The 18977-nt window shown below is 71.2% G+C and carries 13 protein-coding genes; 8 read left to right on the top strand and 5 right to left on the bottom strand.

Features of this window, described 5'->3' with window-relative positions; all coding sequences use genetic code 11:
- Window positions 1–103: 103 nt before the first annotated feature.
- From LXT12_RS18810 to feoB, 5 genes are all read left to right on the top strand, one after another.
- Window positions 104–1270, top strand: coding sequence for an ATP-binding response regulator (locus tag LXT12_RS18810; RefSeq protein ID WP_233393826.1), 1167 nt, complete (start codon window positions 104–106; stop codon window positions 1268–1270).
- 8 nt (window positions 1271–1278) lie between these two features.
- A complete protein-coding gene (locus tag LXT12_RS18815; protein WP_233393827.1) occupies window positions 1279–2502 on the top strand; it encodes a transporter substrate-binding protein in 1224 nt (407 codons plus the stop codon).
- Window positions 2499–6245, top strand: a complete 3747-nt coding sequence (locus LXT12_RS18820; protein WP_233393828.1) for a response regulator — start codon at window positions 2499–2501, stop codon at window positions 6243–6245. Before LXT12_RS18815 ends, LXT12_RS18820 begins: the two co-directional genes overlap by 4 nt.
- 103 nt (window positions 6246–6348) lie before the next feature.
- The gene (locus LXT12_RS18825) at window positions 6349–6603 is read left to right on the top strand and encodes a FeoA family protein (RefSeq protein WP_233393829.1); all 255 of its coding nucleotides are present in this window, start codon (window positions 6349–6351) and stop codon (window positions 6601–6603) included.
- Window positions 6600–8471, top strand: coding sequence for a ferrous iron transporter B (gene feoB, locus LXT12_RS18830; RefSeq protein WP_233393830.1), 1872 nt, complete (start codon window positions 6600–6602; stop codon window positions 8469–8471). Before LXT12_RS18825 ends, feoB begins: the two co-directional genes overlap by 4 nt.
- A gap of 251 nt (window positions 8472–8722) precedes the next feature.
- On the opposite strand, the gene LXT12_RS18835 is transcribed toward feoB, so the two are convergent.
- Genes LXT12_RS18835 through LXT12_RS18845 form a run of 3 tightly spaced genes read right to left on the bottom strand, consistent with a single transcriptional unit; the run spans window position 8723 to window position 11595 of the window.
- A complete protein-coding gene (locus LXT12_RS18835; protein WP_233393831.1) occupies window positions 8723–9679 on the bottom strand; it encodes a peptidylprolyl isomerase in 957 nt (318 codons plus the stop codon).
- A gap of 48 nt (window positions 9680–9727) precedes the next feature.
- Complete coding sequence (locus LXT12_RS18840) at window positions 9728–10639, bottom strand: hypothetical protein (protein ID WP_233393832.1); 912 nt, start codon at window positions 10637–10639, stop codon at window positions 9728–9730.
- The gene (locus tag LXT12_RS18845; protein ID WP_233393833.1) at window positions 10618–11595 is read right to left on the bottom strand and encodes a glycoside hydrolase family 43 protein; all 978 of its coding nucleotides are present in this window, start codon (window positions 11593–11595) and stop codon (window positions 10618–10620) included. Before LXT12_RS18845 ends, LXT12_RS18840 begins: the two co-directional genes overlap by 22 nt.
- Window positions 11596–11823: 228 nt before the next feature.
- Here LXT12_RS18845 and dnaE point away from each other — a divergent pair, with 228 nt between their 5' ends.
- From dnaE to LXT12_RS18860, 3 genes are read left to right on the top strand one after another with little or no spacing between them, the layout of a single operon-like run.
- Entirely contained in the window at window positions 11824–15372 is a 3549-nt protein-coding gene (gene dnaE, locus LXT12_RS18850; protein WP_233393834.1) for a DNA polymerase III subunit alpha, read from the top strand.
- 2 nt (window positions 15373–15374) lie between these two features.
- Window positions 15375–15665, top strand: coding sequence for a TfoX/Sxy family protein (locus LXT12_RS18855; protein ID WP_233393835.1), 291 nt, complete (start codon window positions 15375–15377; stop codon window positions 15663–15665).
- Between the two features lie 10 nt (window positions 15666–15675).
- A complete protein-coding gene (locus LXT12_RS18860) occupies window positions 15676–16965 on the top strand; it encodes a patatin-like phospholipase family protein (RefSeq protein ID WP_233393836.1) in 1290 nt (429 codons plus the stop codon).
- Here the strand turns inward: LXT12_RS18860 and LXT12_RS18865 are convergent.
- On the bottom strand, window positions 16939–17223 hold the full coding sequence (locus LXT12_RS18865) for a ComEA family DNA-binding protein (protein WP_233393837.1): 285 nt from the start codon (window positions 17221–17223) through the stop codon (window positions 16939–16941). The genes LXT12_RS18860 and LXT12_RS18865 overlap by 27 nt on opposite strands.
- The gene (locus tag LXT12_RS18870; protein ID WP_233393838.1) at window positions 17220–18956 is read right to left on the bottom strand and encodes an ABC transporter transmembrane domain-containing protein; all 1737 of its coding nucleotides are present in this window, start codon (window positions 18954–18956) and stop codon (window positions 17220–17222) included. Before LXT12_RS18870 ends, LXT12_RS18865 begins: the two co-directional genes overlap by 4 nt.
- Window positions 18957–18977: the final 21 nt, after the last annotated feature.

Consider the following 18977-nt stretch of genomic DNA (forward strand, 5'->3'; position numbering starts at 1 on the left):
CGGCCGGTCCCGAATGTGCGACGTAATGCACGCCTGCGCCCTGGGGAAAACCTCCGTGCGCACCGGGGCGGGGCGCTGAAACCTGCGGTTATCCTGAACCGCCATGCCGCTCATCCTCGTCGTCGATGACCAACCGAGCAACATCCACGCGCTCTACCAGCTGCTGGTGGACGAGTGCGAGGTCTCGATGGCGACGAGCGGCGCCGAGGCCCTGGCCTTCTGCGCCCAGCAGCTGCCCGACCTGATCCTGCTGGACGTGCTGATGCCGGAGATGAGCGGCTACGAGGTCTGCGACCGCCTCAAGGCCGACCCCCGCACGCGGGCCGTCCCCGTCATCTTCGTGACCGTGCAGGGCAGCGCGGCCGACGAGGCCGAGGGCTTCGCCCATGGCGCGGTCGACTACATCCCCAAGCCCTTCGTCGATGTGGTCGTCAAGGCGCGGGTGCGCACGCAGCTGGCGCTCAAGCTGGCCTCCGAGAGCTTTGCGCGTTCGCAGATCGAGCTCTTCCAGCGCGACAAGCTCGCCTCGGTGGGCCGCACCATCGCCGGCATCGCCCAGGAACTGTCCTCGCCGCTGGGCAACGCCCTGATTTCGGCCTGCACCCTGCAGGACGACCTCGCCCACCTCGGCGGCCTGGTGCAGGCCGGCAGCCTCAAGCGCAGCGACCTCGACAAGCACCTGCGCGTCAGCGAGGAGAGCGTTGGCCTGGTGCTGTCCAACCTGCAGCGCACCCTGTCCATCGTCGACTCCTTCCTGCAGTCCACGGCCGACAACTTCGGCGACCAGCGCCGCAGCTTCTCGCTGCTGGAACTCATCCACGAGGTCGTCGCCTCGCTGGCGGGCGCGCTCGAGTCCCACCAGGTGCGCTGCGAGCTCGATGCCGGCGAGGACCTGCACCTGCTGAGCTTCCGCGGGGCGCTGGCCAAGGTGCTGTCGACGCTGTTGCAGAACGCCGTCAAGCACGCCTATCGAGAGGCGGGCGGCGAGGTCCACATCCGCGTGCGGCCGCTCGGGAGCGACCAGCTCACCATCACCGTGCAGGATCACGGGGTCGGCATCCCGCCGGGCGTGCTGGGCCGCGTGTTCGACCCCTTCTTCTCGACGCGCTTCGGGCCCAACCGCAGCGAGCCGGGCCTGTACATCGTGCGCAACCTCGTCACCTTCGCCCTGGGCGGGCAGATCCAGGTCGAATCGACGCCGGGGCTGGGCACCACCGTGAGGCTGACGCTGCCGATGATCTCGCCAGAGGCCCGGCGCGCGGCCGGTTGAGGCTCGCCATGAAGACGCGGCTGGCGTGGCTTGGCGGGCTGGCGTTCGGGCTGGCGCTGGCCGCGGCACTGGCGGGTTACTTCATGCGCCGTCCCGCCGAGGGGCCCATCGTCATCGGACTGCTGCAGGCGACGAGCGGGCCGATGTCGCTCAGCGAGGCACCGCTGGCTGCCGCGGTGAAGCTGGCCGTCGAGGAGATCAACGAAGGCGGCGGCCTGCTGGGCCGGCCGGTGGAGCTGCGCATCGAAGACACCGGGGCCGATGCGGCGGCGGCTGCAGCGGCCGGGCGGCTCATCGACGGGCATCGGGCCGCGGCTCTCTTCGGCTGCTGGACGTCGGCCTGCCGGCAGGCGGTGCGGCCGGTCGTCGAGGCGCGGCGTCACCTGCTCTTCTATCCACTGGCCCACGAGGGCATGGAGCAGTCGCCCCACATCGTCTACACCGGGCCCACGCCCAACCAGCAGCTGCTCCCGGCCACCGACTGGGCGCTGCACGGCTTCGGCCGCCGCGTGATGCTGCTCGGCACCGAGGGCCCCTATTCGAGCCGCGTGCATCCGATGCTGCGCGACTTCGTCCAGCTCGGCGGCGGGCAGGTGGTTGGCGAGCGCCTGGTGCGCCTGGGGGCCCCCGACATGGCCGCCGTCGTCGCCGACCTCGAACGGCTGCAGCCCGACCTGGTGCTGAGCACCCTGCGCGGCGACGGCAACGGCGCCCTGTTCGATGCCCTGGTGGCGGCCGGCCTGACCGACCTGCCGCTGCTGTCCTTCGGCGCCTCCGAGCCCGAGATGCGCGCCTGGGGCGGTGGCCGGCTGGACCGGCACTTCACGGCGTGGAGCTATCTGCAGTCGCTGCCAGGGCCGGCCAATGAGGCCTTCCTGGCGAGGCTGCGCGCCAGCCAGGGCGAGGCGGCCCAGGTCGGCGACCCGGCGGTGTCGGCCTACGTGGCCGTGCGGCTGTGGGCGGCGGCGGTGCGCGAGGTGGGCAGCCCGCTGGTCGAGGCGGTGAACGCCAACGTGGCGCAGCAGAGCGTCAGCGGGCCGCTGGGCTTTGCGGCGGTGGACGGGCAGACCCGCCACCTCTGGCGCACGCTGCGCATCGCCCAGGTGCGCCCTGACGGCCAGCTCGCCGAGGTGCTGCAGCTGCCGCGCGCCATTAAGCCGGCTCCCTGGCCGCCCTTCCGCTCGGCCGAGCATTGGGCGGCGGTCGCGTCACGGGCGGGAGCCAGGCCATGAGCGCCGCGCCGGCCCTCGAATCGACGCGGCGATCCTGGCGCATCGGCCCGGCCCTGCTGCTGGGCTTCGTGCTGCTGTCGGCACTGCCGCTCGGGCTGGCGGGCTTGTGGCAGCTCGTGAGCTTCGAGGACAGCCTGCGCCAGACGGTGACCCGCGGGCTGGCAGCCATTGCCCACAAGAAGGTCGCCGAGATCGACGCCTACCTGGGCGAGGTGCAGGTCGATGCCCAGCTCACCGCCCAGGCGAGCGACACGCGGGAGCTGCTCGCCCAGGGCGCCGACGCGGTCGCCACCCGCGTGCCGGCGGCCAGCCGCACCTTCTACGAGCGCCTTTACGAGACGGGCAAGTACACCAACGTGCTGCTCGCCCAGCCCGACGGACGCATCAGCTTCGCCATGAAGCGCCCGGCCGGCTCCAGCCCCGAGCTGGCCCGGCTGGATGGCGGCGTCTACGCGGGCAGCGAGCTGCTGGCGGCGCACCGCAGCGCCATCGGGCGGCTGGACCCGCAGCTGACGCCGGCCCTGCAACTGCGCGGCGAGCCGGGGCGCACGGTCTTCCTCGTGCAGGCCGTGATCGACGGCGACCGCGTGCTGGGCAGCCTCGTGCTGCAGCTCGACCTGCAGCGCCTGCTGCGCGTGGCCACCGAGCGTTCCGGCCTGGGCCTGACCGGCGAGACCGTGCTGACCCAGCGCGACGGCGACAAGATCGTCTTCATCACCGGCCAGACCCCGGTGGCGCCGCCGAACGAGGCCCTGCCCACGGTGCGCGGCCTGCTCGGCGAGAGCGGCAGCGGGCTGGCCCACAACCATGCGGACGTGGAGGTGATCTCGTCCTGGCGCCACCTGCCGGCGCTGGGATGGGGCATCGCCGTCAACATCGATGCCGACGAAGCCTTCGCGCCCGTGCGCACCCTGCGCGACCGCCTGCTCATGGCGCTGGGGCTGTCGCTGATGCTGGCCCTGGGGCTGGCCCTGCTCGTCGGCCGCCGGCTGGTGGAGCCGGTGCAGGCCTTGAGCGGCGCCGTGGCCCGCATCGCCGGTGGCGGCCTGGACGAGCGTGCGCCGGTCTGCGGCTTCACCGAGTTCCGCGAGCTGGCGCGCAGCTTCAACCACATGACCGAGCAGCTCGTCGTCGAGAAGCAGCTGCTGGAGGCGCGGGTGGAGCAGCGCACCCGCGCGCTCAACGACAGCGAGCAGCGCTTTCGCGGCGTGTTCGAGCGCGCCCAGGTCGGCATCGCCCTGTGCGACGCCCACGGCGTCATCCTCGACGTCAACCAGGCCCTGACCGCCATGCTCTGCCGCACCGCCGACGAACTGCGCGGCGGCAAGCTGGCCGACCTGCCCGACTTCCGCACCGGGCGGCTGCTCGGCGGCGAGCTCAACCGGCTGGCCACGGGGCGGCTGGAGCATGTGCGCTTCGAGCGGGGCTTCGCACTGCCCGGCGGGGGCGAGCTCTTCGTGGACGCCAGCGCCAGCGCCATCCGCGACCGCCGCGGGCGGCTGGTCAACGTCGTGCAGATGCTCATCGACGTGACCGAGCGCCACCGGGCCGAGATCGAGCTGGTGCGCGCCCGCGTGGCCGCCGAGTCGGCCAGCCAGGCCAAGAGCGACTTCCTCGCCAACATGAGCCACGAGATCCGCACGCCGATGAGCGGGGCCCTGGGCATGCTCAACCTGCTGCTGCGCACCGAGCTGACGCCGCGCCAGCACGACTACGCCAGCAAGGCCCGCACGGCCGCCGAGGCGCTGCTGGCCGTCATCAACGACGTGCTGGACTTCTCCAAGGTCGAGGCCGGCAAGATGGAAGTGGACCCGCACCGCTTCGAGCTCAGCGACTTCATGCGCGAGCTGGCGGTCATCCTGTCGGCCAACGTCGGCCCCAAGGATATCGAAGTGCTGTTCCGCATCGACCGGCGGCTGCCGCCGGCCCTGGTGGGCGACACCACGCGGCTGCGTCAGGTGCTGCTCAACCTGGCCGGCAATGCGCTCAAGTTCACCGAGCATGGCGAGGTGGTGCTCGCCCTCACGCTGCTGGGCGAGGAGGGCGGCCAGGCGCGCATCCGTTTCGAGGTCAGCGACACCGGCATTGGCATTCCCTCGGACAAGCTGGAGCAGATCTTCGTCGGCTTCAGCCAGGCCGAGCAGTCCACCTCGCGGCGCTACGGCGGCACGGGCCTGGGCCTGGCCATCAGCCGGCGCCTGGTGGCGCTGATGGGCGGGGAGCTGCGGGTCGACAGCCGCGTGGGCGAAGGCAGCCGCTTCCATTTCGAGCTCACCCTGCCCGAGGCGCCGGCCGAGGCCCATGACACCGCGCCTGCCCGGCCCGGCTTGAAGGTGCTCATCGTCGACGACAACCCCATGGCCCGCGAGGTGCTGCAGGGCATCGGCGAAAGCCTGGGCTGGGATTGCGACCTGGCCTCCAGCGGCGAGCAGGCGCTGTCCCTCGTCCACCTGGCCGCCGAGCGCGGCGAGCCGCACTACGACCTGATCCTGATGGACTGGCGCATGCCGGGCCTGGACGGCTGGGAAACCTCGCGCCGCATCCGCGAGAGCCACGAGTCGGACGCGCCGGTCATCATCATGGTCACGGCCCATGGGCGCGAGCTGCTGGCCGAACGCAGCGAGCAGGAGATCCAGACCCTGGGCGGCTACCTCGTCAAGCCCGTGACGGCCTCGATGCTGCAGGATGCGGTCGCCGAGGCAACCCGCGACGGCATGCGGCCGGCGCAGGCCCCGGGCGCCGCACGGCGCCTGGCCGGCATGCGGCTGCTCGTCGTCGAGGACAACGCCTTCAACCGCCAGGTCGCCCAGGAGCTGCTGCAGGACGAGGGCGCCAGCGTCGCGCTGGCCAGCGGCGGCGTGGAGGGGGCCCATCTCGCCCTCGCCGCCGAGCCGGCCTTCGACGCCATCCTGATGGACCTGCAGATGCCCGACATCGACGGCTTCGAGGCGACGCAGCGCATCCTCGAGCGGCGGCCCCGCAGCCTCGTCATCGCGATGACGGCCAACGCCATGGAGGCCGACCGCCAGGCCTGCCTGGCCGCCGGCATGCGCGACCACGTCGCCAAGCCGGTGGACCTGGAGCAGCTCGTCGCCTGCCTGCGCCGCCATGTCGGCCCGCCAGCAGCCTCCGCCGCAGGGCCGGCTGCCCAGCCCGCGGCTCCGGCGCCCGCCCTGCTGGACCGGGCTGCCGCCGTGCAGCGCCTGGGGGGCCGCCAGGAGCTGTACGAGCGGCTGGTCAAGTCCTTCACGCTGGATGCGCCGGCCGAGCTGGAAGCGCTGCGCCGCCACCTGCGCCAGGCCAGCCTCCCCGACGCCCAACGCGCCCTGCACACGCTGCGCGGCCTGGCCGGCGCCGTGGGCGCCGAGGCCCTGGCCGCGGCGGCCGGCCGCCAGGAGCAGGCGGTTCGCCAGCAGGCCGCGCTTGCGGAGGTCGACGCCGAAGCCCTGCAGCGCTTGCTGGACGAAAGCCTGGCCGCGCTCGTGCCTGCGCCGGCGCCGCCGGCTCCGCCCCCGCCGGCGGCCGACGAGGTGACCGACCCGCTGGAAGCGCTGCGGCGGCTGCGCCAGCTCCTCGTGGAGCGCAACATGCGCTCAGTGGCAGCCTGCGAGCAGTTGGCGGCTCATTCCGGCCCCGCCCTGGGCCTGGACTTCGCCGCACTCTCCACCGCCGTGGCGCGGCTGGATTTCGCGCGGGCGCTCAAGGCCTGCGACCGGCTGCTCGAAAGCCTCAATCCGCGCTGAACTGCACGCATGGCGCCGCAGTCGCGCGTTCGCCACGGCAAGCCGGTCCGGCAAGGACTACAATGAGAATCATTCTCATCAAACCACTTACCGCCGAGCCGCCATGTCCGAGACGCTGCCCTCCAGCCTCGCCGCCGCCCCTGCCGGGTTGGCGCTGACCGTCCAGCAGGTGAGTGCGCCGGGCCATTCGCCGGAGTGGGCGTCCTGGCTGGCGGATCTGGGCTTCCTGCCGGGTGAGGCGGTGCGCATCCTGCGCCGTGGCGCCAGGCGCACCGGCAACCTCGTCGTGCGGGTCGGGCAGTCGACCTTCGCGCTGAGGCATGCCGAGGCGGAATGCATCGCGGTGACACCGCGATGACCGAGGCGGTCATCCATGTCCATCGCGGCGGCAAGCTGGTCGCCCTCGTCGGCAATCCCAACTGCGGCAAGACGGCCCTCTTCAACGGCCTGACGGGCAGCCACCAGAAGGTGGCCAACTATGCTGGCGTCACCGTCGAGCGCAAGGAGGGCCGCCTCGTCACCCCGGCCGGCAAGGTGCTGCGCCTGCTCGACCTGCCCGGCACCTACAGCCTGCACCCGCGCTCGCCGGACGAGCGCGTCACCTGCGACGTGCTGGCCGGCCGCGCCAAGGGCGAGAAGCGGCCCGACCTCGTCGTCTGCGTGCTCGACGCCACCAACCTGCGGCGCAACCTGCGGCTGGTGCTGGCCGTGCGGCGCATGGGGCTGCCCGTCGTCGTCGCACTCAACATGGCCGACCTCGCCGCCCGCCGCGGCCTCAAGGTCGATGCCGCCGCCCTCGCGGCCCAGCTGGGCCTGCCGGTGGTGCGCACCGTCGCCATCCACAAGGAAGGCCTGGACGAGCTGCGCGGCCTGCTCGACCGGCCCGAGGTCTGGGAGGCGGCACCGGTCGCCTCGGCGGCCGAGCAGCAGGTCGACGACCACGTCGCCGTCAAGACTCTGCTGCGCGCCATCCACCTCGACGAGGACCTGCCCGAACTGCCCAGCGACCGCGTGGACCGCGTGCTGCTGCACCCGCTGGCGGGCTCGGTCCTGTTGGCGGTGCTGCTCTTCCTGCTCTTCCAGGCGGTGTTCTCCTGGGCCGAGCCGCCCAAGGACGCCATCGAGGCCGGCGTGGCCTGGGTGGGCGAGCGGGTGGGCCAGGCCCTGCCACCGGGCTGGTTCCACAGCCTCATCGTCGACGGCGTGATCGCCGGGGCTGGCAGCGTGCTGGCCTTCCTGCCGCAGATCCTCATCCTGTTCTTCTTCATCCTCGTGCTGGAGGAGTCGGGCTACCTGCCGCGCGCGGCCCTGCTGCTGGACCGGCTGATGGGCAGCGTTGGACTGTCGGGGCGCAGCTTCATCCCGCTGCTGTCGAGCTTCGCCTGCGCCATCCCCGGCATCATGGCCACGCGCTCCATCGCCAACCCGCGTGACCGCCTCGTCACCATCATGATCGCGCCGCTGATGACCTGCTCGGCGCGGCTGCCTGTCTACGCGCTGCTGATCGGCGCCTTCATCCCGCACCGCCGGGTCGCCGGGCTGGAGCTGCAGGGGCTGGTGCTGTTCGGCCTCTATCTCGCCGGCATCCTCGGGGCGCTGGCCGTGGCCTGGGTGCTCAAGCGCTTCACGAGCGCGGGTCGCCTCGTGCGTCCGCTGATGATGGAGCTGCCGGCCTACCACTGGCCGCATCCGCGCAGCATCGCCATCGGGCTGTGGCAGCGGGCGATGATCTTCGTCAAGCGCGTGGGCGGCATCATCCTCGTGCTGACGCTGGCACTGTGGCTGCTGGCCAGCTTCCCCGCGCCGCCCGAGGGCGCCACGGGCGCGCCCATCCAGTACAGCGTCGCGGGCTGGCTGGGCGCGGGCCTGGCCAAGGTGTTCGAGCCCATCGGCTTCAACTGGCAGATCAGCCTGGCGCTGGTGCCCGGCCTCGCGGCCCGCGAGGTGGCCATCGGCGCCCTGGGCACGGTCTACGCGCTGTCCAGTACGGGCGACGAGGCCGCGCAGGCCCTGGCGCCGCTGATCGCCCAGAGCTGGAGCCTGGCCACGGCGCTGTCGCTGCTGGCCTGGTACGTGTTCGCGCCGCAATGCATCGCGACGCTGGCGGCGGTGAAGCGCGAGACCGGGGGCTACAAGCTGCCGCTGATCATGACGGGCTATCTGTTCGGACTGGCCTACCTGGCGTCCTTCGTCACCTACCGCGTGGCGCTCTGGCTGGGCGCCTGACGTGCCTGCCCCCGGTCCAGCCCCGCGCGCTGAACGCGGCGCGTGCCTGGTCGTCTTGCAGACCGCGCAGCCGGCAGTGCGGCTGCCCTTCGGCAGGCACGACAAGTCCGCTGGACTTGTCGTGTCCGGCCTCAGCCCCCCGAGGGGGCGGCGATGCCTGCGGCATTGAGCCGCAGGCACATCGCCGCCGGGCCGGCTTGGGAGCGGCCCGGCGCTCGGCCCGCTATCCCGCCGTTTCGTCTCCTGGGGCTTCAGGGCACCGCGCGTGTTGGCACGACGGCGCTGCAGACGTCGATGTGGCCCGGGCTGTGCACGAACCAGCCGCCGCGAAAGCGCCGGGCGTCCAGCAGCTGCGCCCACGTCGCCGATTCCGTGCGCAGCACCTGCAGGGCAGGGCGCTCGGTGGCCGGCACGTCGGCCAGCAGGCGCACGCGCGGGATGGCGGTGCGCTGCTCGGGCTTGTCGTAGAAGCCCATGGCGCCCGTGCCGCGGGGCAGGGCGGAGAGCAACTCCATGCCCTTGAGCACGCGGCCGACGACGGTGATGTTCAGGTCCAGCCCGCGCGGCGCCTGGCCGATGACGACATAGAGCTCCGTGCCGTTGCTCGAATCGACGGCGTCGCCGCGGCCCGCGCCGACCATGCCGTAGCAGTGCGTGAGCCAGGCGCGCCTGGTCTTGGGGTCGGCCGCGACAGGAAAGCCCTCGGCGAAGCCGGTGCGCGGCGCCCAGCCATCGACGTCCGGCAGCCGCGTGAAGCCGGCGTTCTTGCCGACGCGGTCGATGGGCACCGAGAACTCCGCGGGCAGCCGGGCCTGGGCGCCGGCGGGCAGCGGCCGGGCCTTGCCCGCCTCGTCGCCGTCGGGGTCGCCCCACTGCGTGACGAAGTTGTCCTGCACGCGCACGACGGCCAGGCCGTCCCAGTAGCCGCCGTGGGCCAGGGCGCGGATGTTGGCGACGTGGGCCGGCGCGAAACGCGGCGCCAGCTCGATGAGGACCTGGCCCGAGGGCAGCTCCATCAGCAGCGTGTTGTCGGGGTCGAGGCCGCGCCAGTCGGTGGCGGGCGAGGCGGCGAGGATGTCCTGGGCCGACGTCCTGGCCGGCGGCTTGATGGCCGGCTTGGCGGCCGATGGCCTGGCAGCGCCGGGCCTGGCCTCAGCGGCAGTGAACAGGCCGCAGGCGAGCAGCAGGGCGAGGGCGGTCGTTTTCATGCGGCCGAGCTTAACGGCGCCGTCGGGCGGCGTGAGCCCGCGCAAACCTCAGGACGGCGGCGCAGGCAGGAAGCGGTGCAGCTCGCGGGCGCGCAGCGCCTGCGCCAGCCGGGCGGCCAGAGCGGGCGCGTCGGACGGCTCCTGTTCGGCGCGCGAGGCCTGGCAGCCGTCGCCGCGCAGGCAGGCCAGCCAGACCTCGGGGTCGCGCTCGTCGCAGGCCAGGCCGAAATGGCAGGGCAGCAGGCGCACGGCGGCCAGGGCCGTGGCGCGGCTGGCCTCGTCGTCGAAGCGCCGGCCGTCGAAATACAGCACCGGCTCGCCGCCGATGCGGCGCAGCAGCAGCCGTGGGCCGAGTTCGTCGAGCAGCAGCGGGTCGGGTCGGGCCATGACCGTATCCAGCAGCGTCGCGTCGCTGGCGCCGCCTTCGAGCAGGGTCAGCAGCGGGTCGTCGGCCGTGGGCTCGTCGGCGGCGATGTTGACCAGGCTCAGCCACTCGGCGTTGGCGAACTGGCTGCAGCCGGTGGCGAGGCCGGCTTGGCGGGCCAGGGCGCGCTGGTGGCGCGGGTCGTTGGCGTCCGGCGGCGCGGCGGGCGGCGGCAGGCCGGCCAGCGCGGCGCAGCGGCGCGCCAGGGCGCGGGCATACAGGCGCCCGCCCTGGGCGCGTGCCGCAAGGGCGGCCTGCAGCGTCGCGCGCAGGCTGGCTTCGGGGGCGGTCAGCAGGCTGGCGAGGCCGGTGTCCGCTGCCGGTGCCGCTGTCGTTGGAGCCTGGCGGACGGCGGGCCGCACCTCGGGCGGGGCCCAGGCCGGGCGGGTGGGCGCCGGCAACGTCGATGCCTGCGAGGCCGCCTGCGCGACGGAGGGCGCTTCGGCATCTGCCAGGGGCTGTCCCCACCAGGCCCAGCCCACCAGGGCCAGGGCCAGCACCGCCGGCGACGCGATCACCAGACGGCTTGCGGCCACCCGTCCGAGCCCCAGGTCACGTTGTTGATGAAGAGCACCGGCGCGCCGTTGTTCTGGGCGTCGTAGGCATGCCAGGCCATCACGGAACCGTCGGCCAGCAGGGACTGACCGCCCGGGCCCTTGAAGCGCGTGCCGCTGGACGCCAGCACCGTGCCGCCACCCGACAGCATGGCCACGCCGGCCTTGTCGACATAGGGCCCGGTGATGGAGGTGGAGCGGCCGACGACGATGTAGTAGGTGCTGTTGGCGCCCTTGCAGCAGGCGCCCTTGGAGGCGAAGAGGTAGTAGTAGGTCGTGCCGCCGATGGCCTTCTTGACGACGAAGCCGTTCTCGATGCCGTTGACGCTGTCCTTGGCGATGTTGACGATCCCGCCCGTCGGCGGCTTGAGGTTGACCTTGCTGACGCGGGTGATGTGGATGCCGTTCCAGAAGGAGCCGAAGACGAGGTAGGGGTCGCCGTTGGCCGCGAGCACGAAGCTCGGGTCGATGGCGTTGTAGCCGTCACCCGACTGCGACGTCAGTGCTGCACCCTGGTCCACCCACTGGCTGGCGGCGATGCCCCCGGCCGAGGTGGTCAGGCCGATGGCCGACTTCTGGGAACCGAAGCTGGAGATGGCGTAGTAGCAGTAGCCCAGGCCCGCGTACTCGCCGCAGCCGGGTGCCCAGACCATGGCCGTCTTGCCGGCCGGCAGATAGGTCTTCCACCAGGACAGGCCGCCGCTGAAGATGGGCAGGCCCTGGGTCCAGGCGTGGCCGTCGCTGGAGTATTTGACGCCGATGCCGCCGTTGTCGGTGGTCTCGAAGATCCACCAGGTGGAGCTGGTCTTGTAGATGTTGGGGTCGTGCGTGCCGATGGCGCCGCTCAGTGCCCAGGGGGCGGCGCCGGCGGGCGCGAGGAGGGCCGCGAGCAGGCCGGCGGCTGCCAGGCGCACGAGGCGCTTGCAAGTCAGGAACATGGGGTTTGTCTCCGGGTTGCGGGCCGCCTCGATGGGGTCGGCCTCGTGGTTGACCGGGCTGGCGCCAGCCCGGTACGAACCAATTAAACATGACTATTTATGGCCAAATACCCTCGATTACGCCGATTCTGAAATGCGTATCGATAAAAAGTAATACTTAAAATTTTTGACCTCAGTGGAGGTCCGAGCGGCCCAGACCCTGCCGAGCCGGCTTCCTACAATGCCGCGATGTCCGAGACCGCCCCGCAAGACCTGCCCTTCGTCCACCTGCGCATGCACACCGAATACTCGGTGGTGGACGGCACGCTCCGCACCGACGACGCCGTGGGTGCTGCGGCCAAGGATGGGCAGGTCGCGGCGGCCATCACCGACCTGGCCAATCTCTTCGGCGGCGTCAAGTTCTATTCGGCGGCGCGCAAGAAAGGCGTGCAGCCCATCCTCGGGGCCGACTGCTGGCTGGAGGCCGAGGCGACCGACAAGCCGCCGACGCGGCTGCTGCTGCTGGTGCAGAACAAGCAGGGTTATCTCAACCTCAGCGAGCTGCTGTCGCGCGCCTGGATACAGAACGTGCAGCGCAACCAGGCCTGCCTGAAGTGGGAGTGGCTGCAGGAGCTGGGCGGTGGCCTGATCTGCCTGTCCGGGGCCCAGCATGGGGGGCTGGGGCAGGCCCTGTTGCAGGGCGACAAGGCCCGGGCGCGTGACTGGGCCGAGCGCCTGTCGGGCGTCTTCCCGGGCCGTTTCTACATCGAGCTGCAGCGTGCCGGCCTGCCCGGCCAGGAGGCCCTGGTGCAGGCCAGCGTGCCGCTGGCGGCGGAACTCGGCCTGCCGGTCGTCGCGACCCATCCCATCCAGTTCCTGGCCGAAGAGGACTTCGAGGCGCACGAGGCGCGGGTCTGCGTGGCCGAGGGCGAGACCCTGGCCAATCCCAAGCGCATCAAGCGCTTCCTGCCCAGCCAGTACTTCAAGACCCAGGCCGAGATGCGCAGGCTCTTCGCCGACATCCCGAGCGCCATCCGCAACACCTTGGAGATCGCGCGGCGCTGCTCGCTGACGCTGACGCTGGGCAAGAACTTCCTGCCCGACTTCCCGACGCCGGTGCTGGAAGACGGCAGCCACATGCCCATGGAGCAGTACTTCCGGGAGCTGAGCTATGCCGGCCTGGACGAACGGCTGGCCATGATCTTCCCCGACGCGGCCAGGCGTGACGCCGAGAGGCCGCGTTATGTGGAGCGGCTGGAGTTCGAGCTGGAGACCATCATCAAGATGGGCTTCCCGGGCTACTTCCTCATCGTGTCGGACTTCATCCGCTGGGCCAAGAACAACGGCTGCCCGGTCGGCCCGGGCCGGGGCTCGGGCGCCGGCTCGCTGGTGGCCTATGCGCTGTCCATCACCGACCTCGACCCGCTGCAGTACAACCTGCTGTTCGAGCGCTTCCTGAACCCGGAGCGGGTCTCCATGCCCGACTTCGACATCGACTTCTGCCAGGGCAACCGCGACCGCGTCATCGAGTACGTCAAGGAGAAGTACGGGCGCCAGGCGGTCAGCCAGATCGCGACGTTCGGCACCATGGCCGCCAAGGGCGCGCTGCGCGACATCGGCCGCGTGCTGGGCATGGGCTTCGGCCACGTCGACTCCATCGCCAAACTCGTGCCCGCGCCGCCGGGCAAGACGGTGACGCTGGCCAGGCTGCCGCCCAACTTCGACCCCGACAAGGCCAAGATGGTCTATGCCCGCCACGAGTCGCCGGAGATCGAGGAGCGGGAGAAATCTGACGAGGAGGTGGCCGGCCTGCTGGAAATGGCCGCGCGCGTGGAGGGCACGGTGCGCTCCATCGGCATGCATGCCGGCGGTGTGCTGATCGCGCCGGGCAAGATCACCGACTTCTGCCCGCAGTACCAGCAGCCGGGCTCGACCAGCGCGGTCAGCCAGTTCGACAAGGACGACGTGGAGGCCATCGGCCTGGTGAAGTTCGACTTCCTGGGCCTGGCCACGCTGACCATCCTGGAGCTGGCCAAGGAGTTCATCGTCAAGCGCCACCCGGGGCAGGAGAACTTCTGCTTCGAGAAGATCCCGCTGGACGACCGCAAGGTCTACAAGCTCTTCTCCGACGGCCTGACCGAGTCGGTGTTCCAGTTCGAATCGACCGGCATGCAGAAGATGCTGCGCGAGGCCAAGCCCTCGCGGCTGGAGGACCTGATCGCGTTGAACGCGCTGTTCCGCCCCGGCCCCATGGACCTCATTCCCACCTTCGTCGCGCGCAAGCACGGCAAGGAGCCCGTGGAGTACCCGCACCCGCTGACCGAGCCGGTGCTGGCCGAGACCTACGGCATCATGGTCTACCAGGAGCAGGTCATGCAGACGGCCCAGGTGCTCGGCGGCTACAGCCTCGGCGGCGCCGACATGCTGCGCCGGGCCATGGGCAAGAAGAAGCCCGAGGAGATGGCCCAGCACCGGCTGCTGTTCCGCGCGGGCGCGGCCAAGAAGGGCATCGACGAGGCCAAGGCCGACGAGGTCTTCGACCTGATGGAGAAGTTCGCGGGCTACGGCTTCAACAAGTCGCACGCCGCCGCCTACTCGCTGCTGGCCTATCACACGGCCTGGCTCAAGGTGCATTTCACGGCCGAGTTCTACGCCGCGAACATGACCATCGAGATGGACGACACCGACAAGCTCAAGGTGCTGCTCAACGACGCCAAGATCTTCGGCATCGAGTTCCAGCCGCCCTGCGTGAACAAGGGCGTCTACCGCTTCGAGCCCATCCACAACCGCCTGGTGAACTACGGCCTCGGCGCCATCAAGGGCACGGGCCGAGGGGCCATCGAGGCCATCATCGCGGCGCGCGAGGCGGGCGGCCCCTTCCTGAGCTTCTACGACTTCTGCCTGCGCGTGGACCGCAAGGCCGTCAACAAACGCGTCGTCGAGGCGCTGATCAAGGCGGGTGCCTTCGACAGCATCAACCCGGAGCGCTCCAAGCTGCTGGCCAGCGTCGCGCGCGGCTACACGCATGCCGAGACGACCGAGGCCAATGCCGACCAGGGCGGCCTGTTCGACTTCGGCGACTCCCATGCCTCGTCCACGGTCGAGCCCGACCTCGTCGATGCGGCGCCCTGGAGCATCAAGGAGAGGCTGTCGCTCGAGAAGACGGCCATCGGCTTCTACCTCTCGGGCCATCTCTTCGACCAGAGCGGCGCCGAGGTGCGTCGCATCGTCAAGCGCCAGATCGCCGACCTGCAGGACAGCCGCGAGCCGGTGCTGGTGGCCGGCATCGTCAGCGGCCTGCGCGTCATCAACGGGCAGCGCGGGCGGGTGGCCATCTTCAAGCTCGACGACAAGAGCGACGCCATCGAGGCCGTGGCCAACGAGGAGCTGCTCAACGCCAACAAGGAGCTGCTGGCCGAGGACGAACTCGTCATCGCCCAGGGCAAGGTGCAGAACGACCGCTTCTCCGGCGGCCTGCGCATGAACGTGCAGGCGCTGTGGAGCCTGCCGGCGGCGCGGGCCCGCTTCGGCCGCCACCTGCTGCTCAACGATGCGGGCGCCGCCGGTCTCATCCAGGAGCTGGTGCAGCGCTTCCCGCCGCGCACGGTCGAGACGGAGGAGGGGCAGTCGCGCCCGCTGGGCCTGCCGGTGCGCGTCGCCCTGCGGGCCGAGGCCGCGGACGGCCAGGTCGGCGCGCGCTGGCTGGTGGAACTGGGCGAGACGAGCCGTCTGTGGCCGGCGGACGAGGCCCTGGCCCGGCTGGGCCAGGCGGCCGAGGTCGTCTACGAGGCGAGCTGAGCGTGCCGGCACCCGCGGACCCGAACGACCCGGCGGGCCTGCCCAACCTCGGCCCCAAGTCGCGCGAGATGCTCGCCGCGGCGGGCATCGCCGGCATCGACGAACTGCGCCGGCTCGGCGCCGTGGCGGCCTATGCCCGCGTGAAACGGGCCGACCCGCGCGCCAGCCTCAACCTGCTCTGGGCGCTGGAAGGGGCGTTGTGCGGCCTGCATTGGCGGGACGTGGCCCGGGAGCGCCGCACCAGCCTGCTGCTGGCGCTCGAAGACCACGAGCGTCCGCCAATTCGGCGATGATTTCGCCTCGATGCTGCCCACCGTCCCCAGGCCCCTTGCCGACCTCGCGCGCCCGCAGCCGGTCACGGGCCTGATCCTGACCGGTGGCGGCGCCCGCGCGGCCTACCAGGTGGGCGTGCTGGCGGCGGTGGCGCAACTGCGCCGCGATGCCGGCGCCACCCATACCAACCCCTTTCCGGTCATCAGCGGCACGTCCGCGGGGGCCATCAACGCCTCGGCCCTGGCCTGCCATGCCGACGATTTCGACGGTGCCGTCGACGGCCTGGTGCACCTCTGGCAGAGCCTGCACGTCGAGAGCATCTACCGCGCCGACGCCTTCCAGGCCGTCAAGAGCGGCGCGCGCTGGGTCAGCATGCTGAGCCTGGGTTGGGCCCTGGCGCGCTGGACGCGCACCCGGCCGCGCAGTCTGCTCGACAACAGCCCGCTGCGGGAGTTGCTGGGCCGCTACCTGAACATGGACCGCGTCGAGGCCATGCTCGACGCGGGCCATCTGCGCGCCCTGGCGCTGACCGGCTCGAGCTACACCTCGGGCCAGCACGTCACCTTCTTCCAGACCCACCACCACGTCGTGCCCTGGCTGCGCGAGCAGCGCATGGCCGTGCAGGCGCGGCTGACGCTGAGTCATCTGATGGCCTCGTCGGCCATCCCCTTCATCTTTCCCGCGGAGCTGCTGGACCTGGAGGGCGAGCCCGAATGGTTCGGCGACGGCTCCATGCGCCAGAGCGCGCCCATCTCGCCGGCCGTGCACCTGGGGGCCGAGCGGGTGCTCGTCATCGGCGCCGGGCGCATGAAGGAGCCCGAGGGCCGCCGCCACCAGGCCACGGACGAGCATCCCAGCATGGCCCAGGTGGCCGGCCACGCTCTGTCCAACATCTTCCTGGACGCGCTGGCCGTGGACGTCGAGAGGCTGCGCCGCATCAACCGTACCCTGGCCCTGCTGCCGCGGGAGTCGCGCTCGGCGACGGCGCTCAGGCCCATCGAGTTGCTCGTCATCGCGCCCAGCCGGCGCCTGGACGACCTCGCCGGCGAGCACCAGGCCAGCCTGCCGCCGTCGGTGCGGGCGATGCTGAGGGCCTTCGGCGTCAGCGGCAAGGGCCGCACCACCAGCGGCTCGGCCCTCATCAGCTACCTGCTCTTCGAGCCCAGCTTCGTCGGCGAGCTGATCAACCTGGGCATGAGCGACACGCTGGCGCGCCGGGCGGAGGTGCAGCGCTTCTTCGGCTGGCCGGCAAAGGCGCCGCAGCTCGACCCGGCAGCCCTGCGCCGCAGCCGCTCAGCCGGCTTCGCCGCCGGGTGCTGACCCGAACGCCCGGCCGCCCACCCGCAGCCCCGCCGCCGACAGCTTCCTGGCCATGGCGGCCTTGATCCCGGGCACGCGGCGCATCAGGTCGGCCCAGTCCTCGAAAGGCCTGGCGGCGAGCAGGCGCTGCGCCAGTGCAGGCCCGACGCCGGGCAGGGATTCGAGGTCGGCGCGGCTGGCCGTGTTGGCATCGAACTCGGCCTGGGCCAGGGCCGGCGCCATGGCTGCCGCCCAGAGGAGCAGCAGCCGGCGCTTCACGGCTCGCCCGCCTGGGCCCGCACCATGGCGGCGTAGGCGCCGTCACGGGCGATCAGCTCGGCATGCGTGCCCGTCTCGATCAGCCGCCCGGCGCCCAGCACGTGGATGGCGTCCGCATCGCGGATGGTGGACAGGCGGTGGGCGATGACGATCAGCGTCTTGCGCCCCGCCCATTGCGCCAGGGCCTGCTGGACGGCGCGCTCGCTCTCGGTGTCCAGGGCCGAGGTGGCTTCGTCGAAGATCCAGACGGGGGCTTCCTTGTAGAGCGCACGGGCGATGGCCAGGCGTTGCCGCTGGCCACCGGAGAGCTTGCTGCCGTTGGCGCCGACGGCCGTCTCCACGCCCTCGGGCAGGCCCTGCACGAAGTCCCAGAGATGGGCGGCGCGCAGGGCGGCTTCGAGGCGGCTCTCGTCGCGCGGCTGGGCGTAGGCGATGTTGTTGGCCACCGAGTCGTCGAAGAGCACGATGTCCTGCGACACCACGGCGAACTGGCGGCGCAGGCTGGCGCGGCTGAGCGTCTGGATGTCGATGCCGTCCAGCGTGATCCGGCCGGCGTCCGGCCGGCCGAAGCCGAGCAGCAGGTGGATGATGGAACTCTTGCCGGCGCCCGAGGCGCCAACCAGGGCGGTGGTGCGGCCGGCGCGGAAGTCGACGGTGAGGCCATCCAGCGCAGCCTGGCCGGCCCCGGGGTAGGTGAGGGCGACCTGCTCCATCGCGATGTCGCCCTGGGCCGGGCCGGGCAACTCCCGCGTGCCGGTGTCGACTTCCTTGGGCGCGTCCATCAGTTCGAAGCAGCCCTTGGCGATGACAGTCGCACGCGTGAAGGGAGCGGCGAGGTCCGACAGGTGACGTAGCCGCGAGGTCAGCAGCAGCAGCGCCGTGACGAACTCGACAAAGGCCTGAACACCGGAGCCCGTCGTGCGCGCCTGCCAGATCGCCACGCAGATGATGAAGGACAAGCCGACGCTGGCCACGAGCTGGGACAGCGGCTGGGCCAGGGCTCCGGCCGTGGCGGTCTTGAGGTTATTACGCCGAACTTCCTGGGATACGGCGGCGAAGCGGTCCCGCTCATAGCCGGCCGCGCCGAACTGACGCACGACGCGCCAGGCCCGGGTGATGTCATCCACCTTGTTGACCAGCAGGAGCTGCGAGTCGTAAGAGCGCGTCGCCATCAATCGCATCCGCTGATTGACCTTCTTCATGACGAAGGCCATCAACGGCGTAACGACCAAGCTCAACAAGGTCAGCTGCCAATTGACATAGAAGAGGTAGCCCAACATCGCGACGGCAGGCAGGCCGTCGCGTAACACGCTCATGCCGATGTCGCCGATCAGCTGAAGGATCTGCTGAGGATCATTGACAACCTTACTGACGGCAGTACCCGGCTGCATGCGCGTGTAGACCTGGGCGTCAAGCCGCAGCAGGGCGTTGACGAGGGCGGCGCGGAAGTCCATAACGCTGCGCGTCACCGTCCAGTTGAACAGGTACTGGCCCGCGAAGCCGAACAGGCCGCGCATCAAGTACAGGCCGATCAACACGACTGGGATCATCCAGATGGGGAAGGCGCCCTTCGTGAATCCCTCGCCGAAGACGAAACCGATGAGCTTGGGCAGCATGGGTTCTGTCGCCGCCGCACCGACATAGGCCAGCACGGTGAGCAGAGCGCCCCAGCGGTGGGGGTAGACGAACTTGCCCAGACGCTGGGCTGTCGAGACGTTGGTGTCGGAAGACATGAGGCGCGATTGTCTCTCCTA

Origin of the sequence: Pelomonas caseinilytica (assembly GCF_021353235.1) — a bacterium.
GTDB lineage: Bacteria > Pseudomonadota > Gammaproteobacteria > Burkholderiales > Burkholderiaceae_C > Pelomonas > Pelomonas caseinilytica.

Coding starts and splice junctions, on each gene's coding strand:
- LXT12_RS18810 (WP_233393826.1), top strand. CDS start 104: ATGCCGCTCATCCTCGTCGTCGATGACCAACCGAGCAACATCCACGCG.
- LXT12_RS18815 (WP_233393827.1), top strand. CDS start 1,279: ATGAAGACGCGGCTGGCGTGGCTTGGCGGGCTGGCGTTCGGGCTGGCG.
- LXT12_RS18820 (WP_233393828.1), top strand. CDS start 2,499: ATGAGCGCCGCGCCGGCCCTCGAATCGACGCGGCGATCCTGGCGCATC.
- LXT12_RS18825 (WP_233393829.1), top strand. CDS start 6,349: ATGTCCGAGACGCTGCCCTCCAGCCTCGCCGCCGCCCCTGCCGGGTTG.
- feoB (WP_233393830.1), top strand. CDS start 6,600: ATGACCGAGGCGGTCATCCATGTCCATCGCGGCGGCAAGCTGGTCGCC.
- LXT12_RS18835 (WP_233393831.1), bottom strand. CDS start 9,679: ATGAAAACGACCGCCCTCGCCCTGCTGCTCGCCTGCGGCCTGTTCACT.
- LXT12_RS18845 (WP_233393833.1), bottom strand. CDS start 11,595: ATGTTCCTGACTTGCAAGCGCCTCGTGCGCCTGGCAGCCGCCGGCCTG.
- dnaE (WP_233393834.1), top strand. CDS start 11,824: ATGTCCGAGACCGCCCCGCAAGACCTGCCCTTCGTCCACCTGCGCATG.
- LXT12_RS18860 (WP_233393836.1), top strand. CDS start 15,676: ATGCTGCCCACCGTCCCCAGGCCCCTTGCCGACCTCGCGCGCCCGCAG.
- LXT12_RS18870 (WP_233393838.1), bottom strand. CDS start 18,956: ATGTCTTCCGACACCAACGTCTCGACAGCCCAGCGTCTGGGCAAGTTC.